At 38.7% G+C, this 19,320-nt stretch carries 11 protein-coding genes; 6 read left to right on the top strand and 5 right to left on the bottom strand.

Features of this window, described 5'->3' with window-relative positions:
* Positions 1 to 201 precede the first annotated feature (201 nt).
* Together AsAng_RS23100 and AsAng_RS23095 are read left to right on the top strand one after the other, a co-directional pair.
* The gene (locus tag AsAng_RS23100) at positions 202 to 5,124 is read left to right on the top strand and encodes a T9SS type A sorting domain-containing protein (protein ID WP_264789461.1); all 4,923 of its coding nucleotides are present in this window, start codon (positions 202 to 204) and stop codon (positions 5,122 to 5,124) included.
* Between the two features lie 517 nt (positions 5,125 to 5,641).
* Positions 5,642 to 9,598, top strand: coding sequence for a T9SS type A sorting domain-containing protein (locus tag AsAng_RS23095; RefSeq protein WP_264789460.1), 3,957 nt, complete (start codon positions 5,642 to 5,644; stop codon positions 9,596 to 9,598).
* A gap of 59 nt (positions 9,599 to 9,657) precedes the next feature.
* On the opposite strand, the gene AsAng_RS23090 is transcribed toward AsAng_RS23095, so the two are convergent.
* The 5 genes from AsAng_RS23090 to AsAng_RS29965 all read right to left on the bottom strand — a co-directional run bounded on the left by AsAng_RS23090 (position 9,658) and on the right by AsAng_RS29965 (position 14,221).
* The gene (locus tag AsAng_RS23090; RefSeq protein WP_264789459.1) at positions 9,658 to 10,392 is read right to left on the bottom strand and encodes an SDR family oxidoreductase; all 735 of its coding nucleotides are present in this window, start codon (positions 10,390 to 10,392) and stop codon (positions 9,658 to 9,660) included.
* 94 nt (positions 10,393 to 10,486) lie between these two features.
* Complete coding sequence (locus tag AsAng_RS23085) at positions 10,487 to 11,053, bottom strand: Crp/Fnr family transcriptional regulator (protein ID WP_264789458.1); 567 nt, start codon at positions 11,051 to 11,053, stop codon at positions 10,487 to 10,489.
* Positions 11,028 to 12,293 carry a metal-dependent hydrolase gene (locus AsAng_RS23080; RefSeq protein WP_264789457.1) on the bottom strand — a complete coding sequence of 422 codons (1,266 nt, stop codon included), beginning with the start codon at positions 12,291 to 12,293 and terminating at the stop codon, positions 11,028 to 11,030. Before AsAng_RS23080 ends, AsAng_RS23085 begins: the two co-directional genes overlap by 26 nt.
* A gap of 172 nt (positions 12,294 to 12,465) precedes the next feature.
* Complete coding sequence (gene dtd / locus AsAng_RS23075) at positions 12,466 to 12,921, bottom strand: D-aminoacyl-tRNA deacylase (RefSeq protein ID WP_264789456.1); 456 nt, start codon at positions 12,919 to 12,921, stop codon at positions 12,466 to 12,468.
* A 10-nt stretch (positions 12,922 to 12,931) separates the two neighbouring features.
* A complete protein-coding gene (locus tag AsAng_RS29965) occupies positions 12,932 to 14,221 on the bottom strand; it encodes a replication-associated recombination protein A (RefSeq protein ID WP_319993635.1) in 1,290 nt (429 codons plus the stop codon).
* A 198-nt stretch (positions 14,222 to 14,419) separates the two neighbouring features.
* Here AsAng_RS29965 and AsAng_RS23060 point away from each other — a divergent pair, with 198 nt between their 5' ends.
* From AsAng_RS23060 to AsAng_RS23045, 4 genes are all read left to right on the top strand, one after another.
* Positions 14,420 to 15,130, top strand: coding sequence for a YqjF family protein (locus AsAng_RS23060; protein ID WP_264789455.1), 711 nt, complete (start codon positions 14,420 to 14,422; stop codon positions 15,128 to 15,130).
* A gap of 166 nt (positions 15,131 to 15,296) precedes the next feature.
* Complete coding sequence (locus AsAng_RS23055; RefSeq protein WP_264789454.1) at positions 15,297 to 15,920, top strand: hypothetical protein; 624 nt, start codon at positions 15,297 to 15,299, stop codon at positions 15,918 to 15,920.
* An 11-nt stretch (positions 15,921 to 15,931) separates the two neighbouring features.
* Complete coding sequence (locus AsAng_RS23050; RefSeq protein ID WP_264789453.1) at positions 15,932 to 17,089, top strand: leucine-rich repeat domain-containing protein; 1,158 nt, start codon at positions 15,932 to 15,934, stop codon at positions 17,087 to 17,089.
* Positions 17,090 to 17,254: 165 nt separating this feature from the next.
* Entirely contained in the window at positions 17,255 to 19,228 is a 1,974-nt protein-coding gene (locus AsAng_RS23045) for an ankyrin repeat domain-containing protein (RefSeq protein WP_264789452.1), read from the top strand.
* Positions 19,229 to 19,320 lie beyond the last annotated feature (92 nt).

Genomic DNA, 19,320 nt, shown 5'->3' with positions numbered 1-19,320 from the left:
ACATTAATGTTCAGCACTTATACATTGGTGCAGAAAAACTCTTCATAGTAGTTTATTATTGTAAGTAGCCACACAAAGGTTAAAGGACTTAAAATGAATAGAACAGAATATGTATTTAACCTAATTAATTATATAACCAAAACTAATACCTAAATAAATAGGGTATAGAAGTAATAGAACATTATTTAAAACTCAAACAATATGCAAAAAATTAATTTACTAGTTACTTTATTTTTATTAAGTACGGTAGCTGCTTTTGCCCAAGTAGGGAATGGAAGCTCCCCTAATAGTTTAGTCTTTCCTGCTAAATTGAATCAAGAATTAACAAAAACAGATGGAACAACACCTGCGAGTCGTTATTTTAATAAAAATATTTTTCAAAGCTCGACAGGAGTTCTTACTCCCTCTATTTTTGCAGCATTAGATGCAGGAATTTCAGCGATAATTAACCCTGTAGATAGCACAACTATTTGTGATGATCCTTTTGCTCCAGAGGTAGTGGTCGAAAATTTTGGAACGACTACACTAACTTCTGTTATGATTAATTACCAAGTAAATGGAGGAGCTACTAGTTCTATTCCTTGGGTAGGTTCATTGGCAACAGGTGAAAGAGATACTGTTACCTTTCTTCAATTGGTCAATATTCCAGCAGGAGGAGGGGTTTTTACCTTTACAGTATCTACTAGCAGCCCCAATGGTGGTGTAGATGGAGATCCTTCTAATGATGCTACTACAGTAGTGAGCCAATATAGGGCTACTTTAGCATTGCCTTATGCCGAAAACTTTGGTGGAGGAGCAGTACCTTCTAATATTATTGTATCAGATCAGAATGGAGATGGTATCGTTTGGACACATAATAGCACAGTGAATGGATATGGAGCAACAACGAATATGGGCTGCCTCCGAATGGACAATTATTCAACCAACTTTACAGGAGGCATGGATTGGTGTTTCTTGCCAAGCTTAGATTTGACAGGTCAAGCCAGTGCTAGTTTAACGTTTGATGTAGCTTATGCACGTTATGGAGCCTCTAACAGTGATACCTTACTTGTAGTGGTTAATTCAGATTGTGGAAGTACTTATAACATTTTGTATAGAAAAGGAGGAACGGATTTAGCAACAGCAGCAGATGCTACAGCACAATTTGTTCCAACAGCAGGACAATGGCGCACAGATACAATTGATTTGAGTGCTTATGCAGGAGCAAGCCATGTAAGAGTAGCCTTTATTAATTTGTCAGGCTATGGTCAACACATGTATATTGATAACATCAATGTGCAAGCAACTGCAGGAGTTGCAGATGCAGGAATTTCAGCGATTACTAACCCTGTAGATAGCACGACTATTTGTGATGATCCTTTTGCCCCAGAAGTAGTGATCGAAAATTTTGGAACGGCAACCTTAACTACGGCAACCATTAATTATCAAGTAAATGGAGGAGCTGTGAGCACCTTCTCATGGACAGGTTCTTTGGCAGCAGGAGCAACGGATACCGTTACCTTGCCATTAGTGGCAATCCCTGCGGGAGGAGCCGTGTTTACATTCAATGCGTATACTTCTAATCCAAATGGAGGAGCAGATGCGAATGCAAGCAATGATGCAACATCAGTAATAAGCCAGTATAGAACGACAATGGGTTTGCCTTATGCAGAAGACTTTAGTGGAGGAGCAGTGCCTACGAATCTAACAATATTAGATCAGAATGGAGATGGTGTCATGTGGGCGCATAATAGCACTGTAAATGGGTACGGAGCAGGAACAGGCACGGGAAGTATCCAGATGAATAATTATGCAACGAATTTTACAGGTGCTTTGGATTGGTTTATTTTGCCAAGCTTTGATTTGACAGGTCAGGCAAATGCTAGTTTAACATTTGATGTGGCTTATGCACGTTATGGAGCCTCTAACAGTGATACCTTACTTGTAGCTGTTAATTCAGATTGTGGAACAACCTATAGTGTTTTATATAGAAAAGGAGGAACGGATTTAGCAACAGCAGCAGATGCTACAGCGCAGTTTGTTCCAACAGCAGGACAATGGCGTACAGATACAATTGATTTGAGTGCTTATGCAGGAGCAAGTCATGTAAGAGTAGCCTTTATTAATTTGTCAGGCTATGGTCAACACATGTATATTGATAACATCAATGTGCAAGCAGCAGCAGGAGTTGTAGATGCAGGAATTTCAGCGATTACTAACCCTGTAGATAGCACGACTATTTGTGATGATCCTTTTGCCCCAGAAGTAGTGATCGAAAATTTTGGAACGGCAACCTTAACTACTGCAACCATTAATTATCAAGTAAATGGAGGAGCCGTGAGCACCTTCTCATGGACAGGTTCTTTGGCAGCAGGAGCAACGGATACCGTTACCTTGCCATTAGTGGCAATCCCTGCGGGAGGAGCCGTGTTTACATTCAATGCGTATACTTCTAATCCAAATGGAGGAGCAGATGCGAATGCAAGCAATGATGCAACATCAGTAATAAGCCAGTATAGAACGACAATGGGCTTGCCTTATGCAGAAGACTTTAGTGGAGGAGCAGTGCCTACGAATCTAACAATATTAGATCAGAATGGAGATGGTGTGATGTGGGCGCATAATAGCACTGTAAATGGGTACGGAGCAGGAACAGGCACGGGAAGTATCCAGATGGATAATTATGCAACGAATTTTACAGGTGCTTTGGATTGGTTTATTTTGCCAAGCTTTGATTTGACAGGTCAAACAAATGCTAGCTTAACATTTGATGTGGCTTATGCACGTTATGGAGCCTCTAATAGTGATACCTTACTTGTAGCTGTTAATTCAGATTGTGGAACAACCTATAGTGTTTTATATAGAAAAGGAGGAACAGATTTAGCAACAGCAGCAGACGCTACGGCGCAATTTGTTCCAACAGCAGGACAATGGCGTACAGATACAATTGATTTGAGTGCTTATGCAGGAGCGAGTCATGTAAGAGTAGCCTTTATTAATTTGTCAGGCTATGGTCAGCACATGTATATTGATAACATCAATGTGCAAGTACCATGTAATTTGACAGCAGATCTAACTGCTAGTTCTGATGTATCGTGCAATGGAGGAAATGATGGTACTGCAACAGTTGTTGCAGCGGGAGGAACTCCAAGTTATTCTTATGATATAGGAACAGGAAGTCAAGCAACAGGTGTATTTACCAATTTAAGTGCAGGAACTTATATTGTAACAGTAACCGATAATGGTATTTGTTCAGATACCGTAAGTGTGGTTATTGGAGAGCCAAGTAGTTTATCTGCTTCATTGTCCGCTAGTACCAATGTAAATTGTTTTGGGGATAGTACAGGAACGGCTACTATTGCAGTGTCTGGAGGGACACCAGGTTATACCTATAACTTAGGTGCAGGTGTTCAATTGAGTAATGTCTTTACTGGACTTGCAGGAGGATCTTATACCGTAACGGTGACAGATACCAATAGTTGTACGGCAATTGTTCCTTTTGTAATTACAGCGCCAGCAAGTGCTGTTGATGGAACAATAAGTAGTTTTGTTAGTCCTAGTTGTAATGGAAATAGCGATGGATCTGCGGTAGCAATCGCAACAGGCGGAACAGGAGCGCATAGTTTTGTATGGAGCAATGGTTCAAGTCTAGCAACTGCAACAGGTTTAGGTGCTGGAACTTATGAGGTAACAGTAACCGATGCCAATGGTTGTACTGATACAGCAGTGGTGACCATCAACGAGCCAGCAGCAGTAGTAGCGACGGCCACAGTGAATAACAATGTATCTTGTAATGGCAATAACGATGGCTCCGCAACAGCGACCGCAACAGGCGGAACAGGAGCGTATAGTTTTGTATGGAGCAATGGTTCGAGTGTAGCGACCGCAACAGGTTTAGGAGCAGGAACCTATACAGTAACGGTAAGTGATGCGAATGGTTGTAACGATACCTCAATGGTAATCATCAGCGAGCCAATGACAGTAGTAGCGACTGCCACAGTGAATAACAATGCATCTTGTAATGGCAATAACGATGGCTCTGCAACAGCGACCGCAACAGGCGGAACAGGAGCATATAGTTTTGTATGGAGCAATGGTTCGAGTGTAGCGACCGCAACAGGTTTAGGAGCAGGAACCTATACGGTAACAGTAAGTGATGCGAATGGTTGTAACGATACCTCAATGGTAACCATCAGCGAGCCAACAGCAGTAGCAGCGACGGCCACAGTGAATAACAATGCATCTTGTAATGATAATAACGATGGCTCCGCAACAGCGACCGCAACAGGCGGAACAGGAGCGTATAGTTTTGTATGGAGCAATGGTTTAAGTGTCGCAACTGCAACAGGTTTGGGTGCAGGAACCTATACCGTAACGGTAAGCGATGCGAATGGCTGTAGCGATACCTCAATGGTGACTATCAGCGAGCCAACAGCAGTGGTAGCGACCACCACGCTAAATAGCAATGTATCTTGTAATGGTAATAACGATGGTTCAGCAACAGCAACGGCAGCAGGCGGAGCAGGAGCGCATAGCTTTGTATGGAGCAATGGTTCAAGTGTAGCAACAGCGACAGGTTTAGGTGCTGGAACCTATACGGTAACGGTAAGCGATGCGAATGGTTGTAGCGATACCTCAATGATTACCATTGTAGAACCAATAGCGCTTGCTGTAAACATTACAGATAATGGAGATGGAACAGCAACAGCCACCACAACAGGGGGAGTAGCAAGCTACTCTTACCAATGGGATGCTGCAGCAGGAAATCAAACAACAGCCATTGCAACAGGTTTGGTTCATAATGGAACCTATGGGGTAACGGTAACCGATGCGAATGGTTGTACAAGTACAGCTAGTGTTGTGATTAATATTGTTGGTGTACAAGACCTTTCTACTTTGGCTGAATTTAAGGTGCTGCCTAATCCCAATACAGGATTGTTTCAAATTCAGGTGTCTTTTGAAGAAGCAAAAGAAACAAAAGTTAGTTTGACCAATGTATTAGGGCAAGTATTACAAGCATACAATTATTCAGATGCCTCGTTTACAATTCCTGTTGATATTCAGGAAGAAGCAGCTGGAGTTTATTTTGTAGTCCTTGAGATGGATAACCAGCGAATTGTAAAAAAAGTAGTTGTTTCTAATTAAGATTACTCTGCTAGAAAATACGTAGTAACCACGTAGAACCCAGCTTGCTGGCTCACGAGTGATAACGAACCGACCTTAGGGAGCTAATAAGCACTAGCTAACCTAGCAGCGAACTAAAGCGCAGCGCTCATGAACGTAGTGAATAACAAAGCTAATCGTATCAATTAACAGAGTATTAAAATAATAAACAATTCATTTTGAATACCCCCCTTTTGAGCCATTCCTAGTTTTAGGGATGGCTCATCCTTTTAGAATTTTAAAAATTGCGCATCAAGCATTTTTTTAGCTAAAAATTTGATGAGTATATAATGTTGCTTTTTTATTTGTTTGCGGAATAAATGTTTATTTTTATTTGTTCTTGTAAAAGAAAACAAAAAGAACAGGTGATAATCACTTTGTTTGCTCTCCCCAATTTTTTGTATATAGATAGGCAATTTATTAAAAGTTAAAATGCTATCCATTGATATACTAGTCCATTCCCAAAGATTACATTTCTATACAAAAAAATTACTGTACTATGCAAAAAATTAGTTTACTTATTATGCTATTTATAGCTTGTAATATAGCTCTATATGCACAAATTAATGATGGCTCTAGCCCTAAGAGTTTTGTGCCAGCATTTCATCTACAACAAAACATACCCCTTGTCAGTATGCCCGCACTGGATATGGAGAAGATTAGGGAAGAAAATACAGAACGAGATGCTAAGGGTATTTTAATGTTTAACACTAGAATACAGTCGACTTACATTCAAAATAATATACATGGTATTTGGGATCGATACCCCAATGGCGATCAGATTTGGAGAACTCGAATTCAGGCCAAAGATGCTAAAGGAATTGCTTTGTATTTTAGCGATTTTAAGATTCCTAAAGGAGCAAAGCTTTATGTTTATAGCAAGGATAGAAAATTAGTTCTAGGGGGCTTTACCTATGAAAATAATCAAGAAAGCGGAAAATTCGCTTTAGGACCTATTTATAGCGATGACATTATTGTAGAATATGTAGAACCAGCACGAGTAGCAGGACAAGGCAAATTTATTATTGATGGGGTTGGGCATATGTATCGTTTTGCCAAAACGACAGATAATTTTGGCGATTCTGATCCTTGTGAAGTAAATGTCAATTGTACGCCAGAGGGTACTGGAAAAACGCAGCAGCGTGATGCTGTTGCTCGTATCTTGGTGCGAGTAGGTGCCAATGCAGGTTGGTGTTCTGGTGCTATGGTCAATAATGTATTGCAAAATTGTGATAAATATTTTTTGACCGCCTTGCATTGTGCTTTGGGAACACAAGGTGTTAATTCTTCGATTGCTTCGGCATCTGATTTTAATCAATGGATTTTTTATTTTAATTACCAAGCATCAGGTTGTACTAGTCCGACTTCACAAGGGAGTTTAGCCAATCAATCGTTGACTGGCTGTACCATGAGATCACATAGTAATGGTGGTGGCGGACCTGCTGGATCGGATTTTTTATTGCTAGAAATAAATAGTGCTATTCCATCCAGTTACAATGTCTTTTTTGCAGGGTGGAATGTAGCGACAGCAGCAACAACGGGTGGGTATGGCATTCACCATCCAGCAGGGGACATCAAAAAAATATCTACCTTTTCGGGGACAACATTGACAACTTCTTGGAATGGTTCAGGGCTAAATAGTCACTGGCGAGTAATTTGGGGGGCAACTACCAATGGGCATGGAGTGACAGAAGGTGGATCTTCTGGTTCTCCTCTATTTAATAATGCGGGATTAATTGTAGGAACATTAACAGGAGGAAGCTCTTTTTGCACTAGTCCAACAAGCCCTGATTCTTATGGAAAGATGTCCTATCATTGGACTTCTAATGGAGCGGCAGCCAACCGACAGCTTAAAGCTTGGTTGGATCCTAATAATACAGGAGCTACTTCTTTGGCAGGAACCTATTTTCCCTGTGTCCCAACGAATGCTATAGACGCAGGTATTTCTAATATTACGAATCCTGCTGATAGTACCACTATTTGCGATGATCCTTTTGCGCCTGAGGTCGTATTGGAAAATTTTGGAACAACAACCTTAACAGCCGTTACGATTAATTACCAAGTGAATTCAGGTACAATTAACACCTTTGCATGGACGGGATCATTGGCACCAGGAGCGACAACAACGGTTACTTTGCCATTGGTTAATGTGCCAATAGGAGGCGCACCATTTACTTTTCGTGCTTTTACAAGCAGTCCCAATGGAGGCACCGATGCGAATGCCTCTAATGATGAAACCTCTGTTTTGAGTCAATATAGAACAAGTAGTGCATTGCCTTATGCAGAAGGCTTTGGAGGAGGTTCTTTGCCTACAGATATAACGCTTTTGGATCAAAATGGCGATGGAAATGTATGGATACACGACAATGTTGTTAATGGCTATGGAACAGCTGCTAGCGTAGGAAGTATGCATATGAATAACTTTGATGCAGATTTTAGAGGGCAATTTGATTGGTTTTTTGTTCCTACTCTAGATTTGACAGGACAGACGGGGAGCATCTTAACCTTTGATGTTGCTTATGCACGATACGATGCTACGTTTAATGACTCGTTGGTTATTGCGATTAACTCGGATTGTGGAACGAATTTTACGCCAGTTTATTGGAGAGGGGGCAGCGATTTGGCAACCGCACCCGATGCAGCAACAGCTTTTAGCCCAACAGCAGGACAATGGCGTACTGATACGATAGATTTGAGTGCTTATGATGGAGCAAGTCATGTGCGAATCGCCTTTATCAATTTATCGGGGTATGGTCAACATCTATATGTTGATAATATTAATGTTCAAGCGGCCGTTTCTTGTAATTTAACAGGAAGCATTACCGTTAGTGATGACTTGTCTTGCAATGGTTCTAACGATGGTTCTGTTACGGTTGTGGCTACAGGAGGAACACCAAGTTATACTTATAATATAGGAACAGGGAATCAGAGCACAGGTGTTTTTAATAATCTATCGGCTGGTGCTTATACGGTAACAATTACTGATAATGGATCTTGCTCTGCCACAGTGGGAGTCTCTATAGGCGAACCAGCAGCATTGTCTTCTTCTTTAACATCAAGTACCAATGTTACTTGTTTTGGAGGAAATACAGGAGCAGCAGCATTTGCAACGACGGGAGGAACACCAAGTTATACCTATGATATAGGAACAGGAAGTCAGCCAGCCAATAGTTTTGTTGGGCTTACCGCCAATAGCTATGTTGTAACCGTAACCGATGCTAATAATTGTGTAACGACAGTACCCGTTACGATTACAGGACCTGCCAGTGCTGTAGCTGGTGCTGTAGGGAGCACAACAAACCCTAGTTGTAATGGAGATAGCGATGGTTCTATTACGATTATTGGTTCAGGAGGAATGGCACCTTATAGCTATAATTTTGGTTCAGGAGGACAGTCTAATAATACGGCAAATGCTCTTGGAGCGGGTACTTATACCATAACCATTACGGATGTAAATAACTGCGTAGCAACGACAACTGCTTCTTTGACCAATCCAGCAGCATTAGTTCCATCTGCTACGGTTACTAGTAACTATAATGGAGCTGATATAACCTGTGATGGTGCTACAGATGGTGTGGCAACAGCCACGGCAACAGGTGGGACAGGAGCGACTACTTTTGTTTGGAGCAATGGACAAAGTGGTGCTATTGCCAACAACTTGGGCGTTAATACCTATACCGTTACGGTTACCGATGCCAATGCTTGTACGAGTACCACAACCGTTGCAATCACTGAGCCAACAGCAGTCGTTACCACTGCTTCTATGACCACCGCCGTATCTTGTAATGGAGGAACCGATGGAGTAGCAACGGCTACTGGTTCAGGAGGAACGGGAGCAATTACCTTTGCTTGGAGCAATGGACAAAATGGGGCTACTGCTACTAATTTAGGAGCGAGCAGTTATACAGTGACAGGAACAGATGCGAATGGCTGTATGGCGACAGCAACAGTTAACATTACAGAGCCAGCAACCAGCTTATCGGCGAGTATTACCGATAATGGAGATGGAACAGTAACCGCAATTGCTACAGGAGGTACACCCAATTATACTTACCAATGGGATGCTGCTGCTGCTAGCCAGACAGGTGCTACGGCTTCGGGGCTAGTTCATAATAACACGCATACCGTTACCATTACCGATGCCAATGGTTGCTCAACGACAGCTACGGTTACAGTTAATATTGTAGGAATAAAAGATCTAGCTTCAATCTCTGCTTTTGAGGTAATTCCTAATCCGAATACAGGAGCTTTTTTAATAGAAGTAGCCTTTGAGGAACACAACATGGCAACGATACATATAACAGATGTATTAGGGCGAGTTGTGAGAGAATATACCTATTCGGGGACTACCTTTAATGTTCCTGTAGATTTAAAAGAGCAGACGACAGGGGTTTACTTTGTTGTTCTACAAACTAAAAATCAACGCATTTCTAAAAAAATAGTAGTTGTTAAATAAGAATTTTATAACAACAAAATAGGGCTAGCTAAATCAGAAGATTGGCTAGCCTTCTTTTTTTAGCTAAAACTTCCTTTCATGATCTTCTGAGCAAAACGAGGACAGACTCTATTAATAAGTTTTAACCATTTTACCTTGCCTATATTTACGGTTAACTTATCTTTTTTTAATGCCTGCATAAATTCATCGGCCAATTGTTGAGGAGAAATTTTTCCTTTTCCTCTGCCTGCCGTCATTGGAGTTTCAACCAACGGAGGAATGATTTCAAAAACTTTTATGGCGCTTAGTTGGTAACGAAGGGATTGAGAAAAAATGTGAATGGCTGCTTTGGTAGCACAATAGACAGGAGCAGTCATTTTAGGAACCAAACCTAGTCCAGAAGAAACATTAACAATTGCTGCATTTTTGTTGGAATGCAAGGTAGGTAAAAGTAGAGCAATCAGTTGGACAGGAGCAATGAAATTAACGTTGATCTCTTGTGTTATTTGAGCTGAAATTTGTGGGTTTTCTTGAAAGTGATAATTGTATTGAATTCCCGCATTGTTGATTAAAATATTTAGGTCTTTGTGTTCTTGTTCAATAAAAAATACTAGCTGATCTAAATCTTCTGTATTGGAAATATCACAACAAAAGGGAATTATCTTAGGAGTTCTTTGCGCTAATTTTTTGAGCCGTTCTTCATTTCTCCCCAAGGCAATAATTTGGTTGTCATAAGCTAAAAAGGCTTCTAATAATGCCAATCCAATTCCTGACGTTGCCCCTGTGATTAAAATCTTGTTGCTGCTTAATTTCATTGGTTGATTGTTGTTGTTTGGTTAGGAATAGTCCAAAGGTCAACCAATTAAAAAGAACATTCATTTACATAGGTAAATAAAAATAAGGCTATTTTTATTTAGCAGCTCGAATACGACTCAACTGAGTGGCTGAGATACCAAGGTAAGAGGCAATATGATATTGAGGAATTAATTGTTCTAAATGGGGGTGTTCCGTTTGAAATACTTGATAGCGTTCTTTGGCCTCTAGGGTTACTAAATGAATCTCTCGCTTTTCTTTTTGAATAAAGTATTGTTCTGCCAATAACCGTGCAATACGTTCTATTTTGGGATAGGCATCAAATAACTTTGTAAAGGACGGATAATCGGCGATCCATACGGTACAATCTGTTAAGCACTGAATATCAATTAGATTTTTATTACCCGTTATCAAAGAAGCATAAGCCCCAACAAAAGTATTGGGGCTAAAAAAAGTTTTGTTGTATTCTTCACCCGTATCGGTTCTATAAAAGGCTCTTAATACGCCTGTTTCAACTAGAGCAAATTGGCTGGCATATTCACCACAATTGGCAAAATAAGTTTTTTTTTGTAATTGTTTAGGCTGAAACAATGCCGATAAAGCAGACCATTCCGTATCATTTAAGTGGATCAATTGGTCAATAGTTTGTTGGAGTGCTTTCATGAGCTACTTGCTTGCCTTTTAATCTATTCCAAAGTGTGCTAGCCATTTCGCCAACATTAATACGTTCCATGTCCCGATCTTCTTCCACATCAAATTGCCCTTCTTTTTCTGTTAATTTAAAACGGAAAATATATCGATCATTTAAGGGGATTGTACTGTTTTCGGGAACTCCCATCATACCAAATCTAAGATTGTTAAAGGTAATACTACCATCGGGTTGCTCTATTAAATTGTAATAACCATTCGCAAACCAAAGCAAAATATCTAAGTATTCTTCTCCTTGGTATTTCTCAATTAAAGCATGGTTTTTGGGCAATTTGACAAAATCTATAATAGGAGTTTCATCCAAGAGGGAGTAGGTTCCATAATAATAAGCATCCTCTGTAACAACTGTGGTTTGCCATAGCACGGTATTCAGAATCGTAGGATAGGTAATATACTCTGTAAATTCAATCCCTTGTTGTTGTAAATTGTCTGCGACTACTGTATTCATAATTGATTTGCTATAAAAAGTAGTTGCCATATAGAGGCTTGCAATGGAGATGCCCAAGTAATTCCAAAAGCGTTGTGTTTGATATTTTCTAGCAAAGAAAACCGCTACTAAACCAATGATCATAGGCACGGTGTAGAGTGGATCTACAATAGAAATATTATTAAAAGCAACTCTATAGCGAGAAAAAGGCTCAAAAATTTGAGTGCCGTAAGCGGTACAGGCATCAATAACCCAATGGGTTAAAAAAGCTAAAAAATACATCAAGGTCCAATCCTTAAATCCAATATCGTATTCTATTTGGGAGCGTTTATCAATACCCGATTTTAATGTTTTACTTAAGGGGTACAAGCCCAAGGTAAATAAACTAAATAAACCAATGACAATGGGATTTTGTGAATAATAAACACCTGTTCCTAATCCTATTAAGATTAGTAGATAAAAAAGTAGCGACCAAGCTGCTAAAATGGCTTGAACGCCCCATTTTTTATGCCATCCTTGTTCGTAATATTTTAAGCTCACCCAAGCAAAGATAGGCGAGGCTAAGAACGTAAACAGAATAGAATGTGTGATTCCTCTATGATAAACCAATCCATATACTTGATGATCTAGGAATAAACGAGAAAAAACATCTAAATCGGGAATTGTGCCAGCTATAGCGCCAACCAAAATTGCTTTATTTCCCATCTTTTTGCCTAAAACAGCATGCCCCATTGCCGCTCCAAGCGTTGCCTGCGTAATTGAATCCATAGTTTTTGATTATTGTCATTTTAATAATGATACAAAACGAATGAAGTTGTAACACTATTGGAATACAAAATAGACGAAAAAAGGAGAAGATTGTTGGATAGATAGTGCTCTTTTCAATGAATGAATGTTTTTATTCAATCAAAGGTACCCTTTGTAGTATCAATGAATTTCCCTAAAAACTTCTGTTTTGAGAATCCATAATAATCGTGACAGGACCATCATTGATCAAGGCGACTTTCATATCTGCTCCAAATATGCCTGTACCAACTGGTTTTCCTAAGCCTTTTTCTAGGTGGTGGACAAATGACTCGTAAAGAGGAATGGCGATTTCAGGACGAGCTGCTTTTATAAAAGAAGGGCGAGTGCCCTTTTTGATATTGGCATGTAAGGTAAATTGACTAACGACAAGAATAGATCCCTCAATATCTTGAACAGAGCGATTCATTTTACCCTCAGCATCGCCAAAAATACGGAGGCTAAGTATTTTTTTGCACAGCCATTCAATATCCTCTGTTTGGTCGGCTTGTTCAATACCTAGTAATAAAAGTAATCCCGATTCAATTTGAGCATGAACTTGCTGGTCAATCGTAACAGAGGCTTCCTTCACACGTTGTAATATAACTCTCATTTTTTAGCTTTTAATAACCGTATTTATCCTTCCAATAATGTTTTAAATAATTTTTCATGCCTTGTTCTCTTTGATTGTTGCCTGGCTGATAAAGCGTAGTTCCTTCTATTCCTTCTGGCAGGTATTCCTGCTGCACAAAATTACCAGGATAGTCATGGGAGTATTGATACTCTTTGCCATAATTGAGTTGTTTCATTAATTTGGTTGGCGCATTTCGTAAATGCAGTGGAACAGGAAGGTCACCCGTTTGTTTGACTAAGCGTTGAGCGTTATTGATAGCCATATATGCGGCATTGCTTTTGGGAGAAGCAGCCAAGTAAGTTGCACATTGTGACAAAACAATTCGACTCTCAGGAAAACCGATGGTTGTAACGGCTTGAAATGTATTGTTAGCAATAACCAAAGCGGTAGGGTTGGCATGCCCAATGTCTTCCGCAGCAGCAATGATAAGTCTTCTTGCTATAAATTTGACATCTTCCCCTCCTTCTATCATTCTAGCCAACCAATAAACCGTTGCATTAGGATCTGATCCTCGAATGGATTTAATGAATGCAGAAACAATATCATAATGTTGTTCTCCTGTTTTGTCATATCGAACAATATTTTGCTGAACTTTTGATTGCACCAAGGCATCTGTAATGGTAACGGTTGGCGTATCTTCAGAAGTACAGATTAATTCAAAGACATTTAATAATTTTCGAGCATCCCCACCTGAAAATCGTAAGAGGGCATCCACCTCTTTTAGTATGATTTCTTTTTGAGATAATAAAGCATCCTTGGTTTTAGCATTTTCTAACAACTGCACCAAATCTTCCTTTTCTAAGCTATTTAGAATATAGAGTTGGCAGCGAGACAATAAAGCGGGAATGACCTCAAAGCTAGGATTTTCTGTTGTAGCTCCAATTAAGGTTATCACTCCTTTTTCTACAGCTCCAAGCAAGGCATCTTGTTGAGATTTACTAAACCGATGAATTTCGTCAATAAATAGCAAGGGGCGTTGTTGAGGACTAAACAAGCCATGATGCCCCTGCGCCTTTTTGATGACTTCTCGTACATCTTTGACACCTGCATTGATGGCCGATAGACTATAGAATGGTCGTCCCGATGTACTTGCAATAATCGTGGCTAGCGTAGTTTTGCCTGTGCCAGGTGGTCCCCACAAGATCAAAGAAGGAATTCTCCCAACTTGAATTACTTTGGTTAAAGCTCCCTGTTTACCTACCAAATGTTTTTGGCTGATATAATCCTCCAAAGATTTTGGGCGCATGCGTTCGGCTAATGGTTCGTTGTTATTTGCCATAGTGGGTATAAATTTTTATATTGACTAAAGCTGTACTGCGTAGAGAACCTTATGTTTTAAGAGAGCCTAAGGGCTTTGATCTTGAAATGGTTATAAGGTGGATGTTGCGTAAATTATTTTTGAGGTACGGAGTACTACCAATCGATCGTTCTAAAGGATAGACGATATTACAAAAACAAACGAAATCAACCAAACAATATGAAGTTCTTGACAGCAGAATGGCGCAAATTAATCTTGGCAAATTATTTAGTAGAGCCCGAACTCTTAAAACCTTATTTGCCCATGGGGACAGAATTGGATGATTGGAATGGAAAGTTGCACCTAAGTCTTGTTGGTTTTTTATTCTTGAATACAAAGGTTTTGGGAGTACCCATTCCTTTTTATCGAAATTTTGAAGAAATAAATCTTCGATTTTATGTACGATACCAACATGGGAGCGAATGGCGTAGAGGGGTTGTCTTCATCAAAGAAATTGTTCCTAAAAGAATGATTTCTTGGGTGGCGAATACCATTTATGGAGAACATTATGAAACCTTGCCCATGCGTCATGTTATAACATCCAATGCTCAAAAAATGGAGCTGTCTTATGAGGCAAAAAAAAATCAACAGTGGCACAAAATGAAGGTAGAGGCAATTCCTCAACCGTTAAAAATAAAGGAAGGTAGTGAAGCCGAGTTTATTACGGAACATTTTTGGGGCTATACTCGACTTAACGACCAAAAAACGGCACAATACGAAGTCGGGCACCCTACGTGGGATATGTATCAGGTCTGTAATTTTGAGACAGAAGGCGATTTTTCTCAAATATATGGCGAGCAATTCGCTTTTATTAATCAACAACCTGATTCTGTATTTTTGGCAGAAGGCTCCGAAATTTTTGTTATGAAAGGAGCAAATGTTAAGGCTTGAATCTCCTATTTTTAAAACTTATATTTTGTTTGTTATTAGTGTGTTATAGAATGTTTAGTGTTTTTGGTTGTATTATAAATACATTTTTTTTGTGTTTTGTTTGATTAAAAAATGACGTTTATTTAACTACTTGATTACTTAAATAAGCTCATAACAGATAAGACAGATGAGGGAGTATAGATCAAAATTTGAAGGATTAATTTCTGAACTAAAGAATAACAGCAAAATAAATCTACTGGAAGGTTTTGTGGGGGAAAAACGAAGTGTTCAGGCCATTAGAGAAGAACAGGAGCGACTGAACTTGCCAATATTACCCCCCTCTTATTTAGAGTTTTATGCTGCGGTGGGTTCTGGTATTAAAATATCATGGGAATGCAATTTATTAAAAAATAATATTGCACGGTTTGAGTGCGACCAAAGGAATGCTATTTCTGGAGTCATTGATATACTGCCTTTTCCCAACTTAGGAATATCTCATCCTAAGGTGAATTCTAAGTGTTATTATCGACATTTTGAAGCAGAAGAATTGGAAGACATTCCTTTCTTTAGATTAATTGAAACATGGAATAATGTTGTGAATATTGGATGGCTGATTGATCGTGAAAAAAACGAAATCGAAGATGAGTTATATTACCTAGCCAACAATTCTGATGGTTTTGGTTTTCCTTCTCTTTCTCTGAACCATTATTTGGATACGCTGCTAAAATATCGAGGTTTTTCGAATTGGCAATACCCGTTCTTAATGAAGAATACAGAGAAAATAGAGCATTACATAAAACAAATATTTTAAGGTAAATTGATATGAAACAAGAATATGAAAACATTTGTCAGTTATTGACGATGGACAAAGAGAATGCAAAATTAGGCTTGGAAATGTTGAAAGGTCAATCCAAAGAATTAAAAGCAGCTATTCTTGAACGATTTAAGCCCTTGCTAGATGCTTTTGGCAAAAGTACCATTCGTTCTATCCCTACTATTTTGGAAAAAGTAGCAAAGGATAAACTTTCTTTGAAAGAAAGAGCTGGCGTTTGGGGTTTTTCTCCCTTATGTGAAAAGATCGATAAAATTGATATTTATGGTACAAAATGGAAGACACTTCCTGCTACAATAGGCAAACTCAAAAATTTAGAATCATTGGAATTGGTGGATAACGAGCTAGAGACACTTCCTGAAACTATTAAAGATCTTGCCGCTCTAGAAAAATTGAATATTTCTTTTGGTCCTCTAAAAAAGATACCCAATGTATTAGACGGTTTGACAAACCTTAAGGTATGTCGATTGGCAGGGACAGGAAATAACCTAAAAAATGTACCAGATAGTATTGGAAAATTAAAACAATTAGAGAAATTACTCCTCTTTCAAAATAGTTTAGAAGAACTTCCTGCCACAATAGGCGATTTAGATCAGCTAAAGGAATTGTCTGTATGGTCCAATAAAATAAAAAAATTACCGAGCAGTATTGGGCAACTCAAACAACTTAAATCATTAGATATTAGTGCCAATAAATTGACAGAATTGCCAGAAACAATTGCGAACCTAAGTGAGTTAGAATATTTAACGATTATCAACAATCCTTTGCCTAAAACTCCTGAATTTATAGGTGAATTAAGCAATTTGCGTCAGTTGAAAATTTCTTTGCCTTTTGATGGGGTGAATAAGCTCAAACAACTCAAAAAGCTAATGATTACCGATAAGCATTTAGTAAGCTTGCCTTTGGCGCTAGGAGGCTTAGAAAGTTTAGAATTATTGGATCTTAAAAGTGAAGCATTAACAACAATTCCTAGTGCTATTTTGGAAAAATTGCCCAATCTTAAGCTAATTAGCGTTCATTATAGAGCTAAAATTTCATATCAAGAAATAGAAGAATTATCGAAACAGTTCCCTAGCATTGTTTTTCATAAATTACAGTTTTATAGCAATGGAGAAATTTTGTCTAATTATAGCGTTTCAAGATGGTAAAGCACTTCGTTTGTAATCGTGTGCCATCACTTATTGTTCCATGTAGAACAGTTGTACATCTACGCTTGACACTTATACATCAGCTTTCAAAAACAACTTTAAACGGCTTATTTTTGTAACTAAGAATCGGTCATATCCCTTATTTATACCCTTAAACATTAAAGAATGTCAATACAAAAAACAATAGATGCAGTAATCAGCGATAATGATAGTAAGGTAAGAGATTTGAAATATAATGGAGAACTTAACCCCAATGCCATTACTTCAGATGGCGATTCTGTATTGCATTTGGCAATAGCTAAAGACTCTACGATTTCTTTTATTTTAATGGACTCAGGAGCTGATGTTAATTATCAAAATAGAGCAGGAGATACTTCTTTGCATATTGCAGCAGGAATAAATGTTTATGATCGAATTGCAAAGAGGTTATTGGCAAAAGGAGGGGATCTGAATGTCCAAAATAAGAAAGGAGAGACCCCTATTCATATTGCCGCCGAAAAAAGCCCATTTCATGTTCTTTCTTATTTGACAAGAACCAAAACAAAACCGAATTTAGGCATAAAAGACCAAAAAGGATTTACAGCCCTTCATACGCTTTGTTGTAAGCCTTTGGATAAGGTAAAACACGCCAAAACTTTGCTAAAATTGGGAGCTGACGTTAACAGCCAAGATAAGGCAGGGAAGACGGCTTTGATTCGCATTTTAGAAACAATTGAAAATGCAAGAATATCAGACTGGTATTCAGAGGGGCATAATGGTGATCGGTATGTAGAATATAAACTTAAAAATGGTCTATTTACTTATCATGTGAACAAAGAAAAACGTTCTTTCCCTTTAAAAGATCAGCGATATTGTGCAGAGAAATCTTGGGGACCAACTGGACAAACGTTGTATTATGATGCCATTGAGATCGCATTAAATATAATAAAAGCACAACCAGATTTATCAATTGTGGATCAGGAAGGCAACAGTCCTTTTTTACTAGCTTGTAGAATAGGGGAGCCTAGAATAATAAAAGCTTTGTTGAAAGGTGGCACAGCGACGAATATCCCCAATAACAGCGGGGAACTGCCTTTGCATGCAATTGCTAGAAGTGGGCGTTTAGATGCTGTAAAAATATTTTTTAAACAGGTTGATATTCAGGATATAAATGAGATAGATGCTGCTGGGTGGACTGCTCTACATCATTTGGTGGATACAGAGGATGATTTAGATATTCTAAAATTTTTGCAAAAAAAAGGGGTAGATCCTAATCGGGCTTCAATAGCTAAAAAGGAAAGTTTTCCAATCGGTACACTCGCTCTGAATATTGCTCAAGCGAAGGATCGAATTAATATCTTACCACTGCTAGATACCAAAAAAACAACTTTTAGTATTGATGAAATAAGACAAGCCGCCCTTAATAATTTAGGAGCAGTTGTAGAAAAATACTTAAAGAATGGAGGGGATGCTGACATGAAAGATGCCAACAATACAACTTCTATTTTATTGTCAGTTGCTAGAAACGACAATGCTAGCGATAAAACCGCTGCAATGGTTCAACTCTTATTAAAATATGGTGCAGATATCAATGCCTTGCAAGCTCGTTATTTTAATGCGTTGATGCTTTGTATCAATAGTCTATACCATAAAGGGGCTCGTATTCTGGCTTTTGATAATGAGTATATGGAGCATGTGAAAATTGCCAAAATATTAATTAATAATGGGATTGATTTGGGGCAAGCAAAGCAAGGGGCAAATCAAAAAGCATTAAGAGATGCTGCTGAAATATCGCCAGAGATTACGAGTATGATTGTTCAAAAATTAGTAACAGATTATCCCAATTATAAAGAAGAATTAGATCATCAGGATAGCGATGGTTTTACTGCTTTACATGTTGCCGCTAGAGCAGGAAACGTCCCAACGATTCAACTTTTAGTAGAAGCAGGAGCTAGTATAAATCTTGCCGAGGACTATGGTTTTATTCCTTTGCACGAAGCGATTATTGCAGGGCATTATGATGCAAGTCGATATTTGATAGAGCAAGGAGCAGATATAAAGCATACGATTTCGAGAGGTTATGATGCCTATCGTTCAGGAGATGATGCCAAAGCAATTGCGAACAAATCAAGAAATAAAAAAATTCTTGATTTGTTCTAACAATAGCAGAGCAACAAGTTGCTCTAAATAACCAATGTATATAATTTAGGTAATGGATTCATAAAGGGGCTCTTTGATTAATCATCAAAGAG

The organism is Aureispira anguillae (assembly GCF_026000115.1).
Taxonomy (GTDB): domain Bacteria; phylum Bacteroidota; class Bacteroidia; order Chitinophagales; family Saprospiraceae; genus Aureispira; species Aureispira anguillae.
The sequence above is the reverse complement of the archived record's forward strand: the minus strand, read 5'-3'. Positions and strand labels throughout refer to the sequence as shown.

Coding starts and splice junctions, on each gene's coding strand:
- AsAng_RS23055 (WP_264789454.1), top strand. CDS start 15,297: ATGAGGGAGTATAGATCAAAATTTGAAGGATTAATTTCTGAACTAAAG.
- AsAng_RS23080 (WP_264789457.1), bottom strand. CDS start 12,293: ATGGATTCAATTACGCAGGCAACGCTTGGAGCGGCAATGGGGCATGCT.
- AsAng_RS23060 (WP_264789455.1), top strand. CDS start 14,420: ATGAAGTTCTTGACAGCAGAATGGCGCAAATTAATCTTGGCAAATTAT.
- AsAng_RS23095 (WP_264789460.1), top strand. CDS start 5,642: ATGCAAAAAATTAGTTTACTTATTATGCTATTTATAGCTTGTAATATA.
- AsAng_RS23085 (WP_264789458.1), bottom strand. CDS start 11,053: ATGAAAGCACTCCAACAAACTATTGACCAATTGATCCACTTAAATGAT.
- AsAng_RS23045 (WP_264789452.1), top strand. CDS start 17,255: ATGTCAATACAAAAAACAATAGATGCAGTAATCAGCGATAATGATAGT.
- AsAng_RS23050 (WP_264789453.1), top strand. CDS start 15,932: ATGAAACAAGAATATGAAAACATTTGTCAGTTATTGACGATGGACAAA.
- AsAng_RS23100 (WP_264789461.1), top strand. CDS start 202: ATGCAAAAAATTAATTTACTAGTTACTTTATTTTTATTAAGTACGGTA.
- AsAng_RS29965 (WP_319993635.1), bottom strand. CDS start 14,221: ATGGCAAATAACAACGAACCATTAGCCGAACGCATGCGCCCAAAATCT.
- dtd (WP_264789456.1), bottom strand. CDS start 12,921: ATGAGAGTTATATTACAACGTGTGAAGGAAGCCTCTGTTACGATTGAC.
- AsAng_RS23090 (WP_264789459.1), bottom strand. CDS start 10,392: ATGAAATTAAGCAGCAACAAGATTTTAATCACAGGGGCAACGTCAGGA.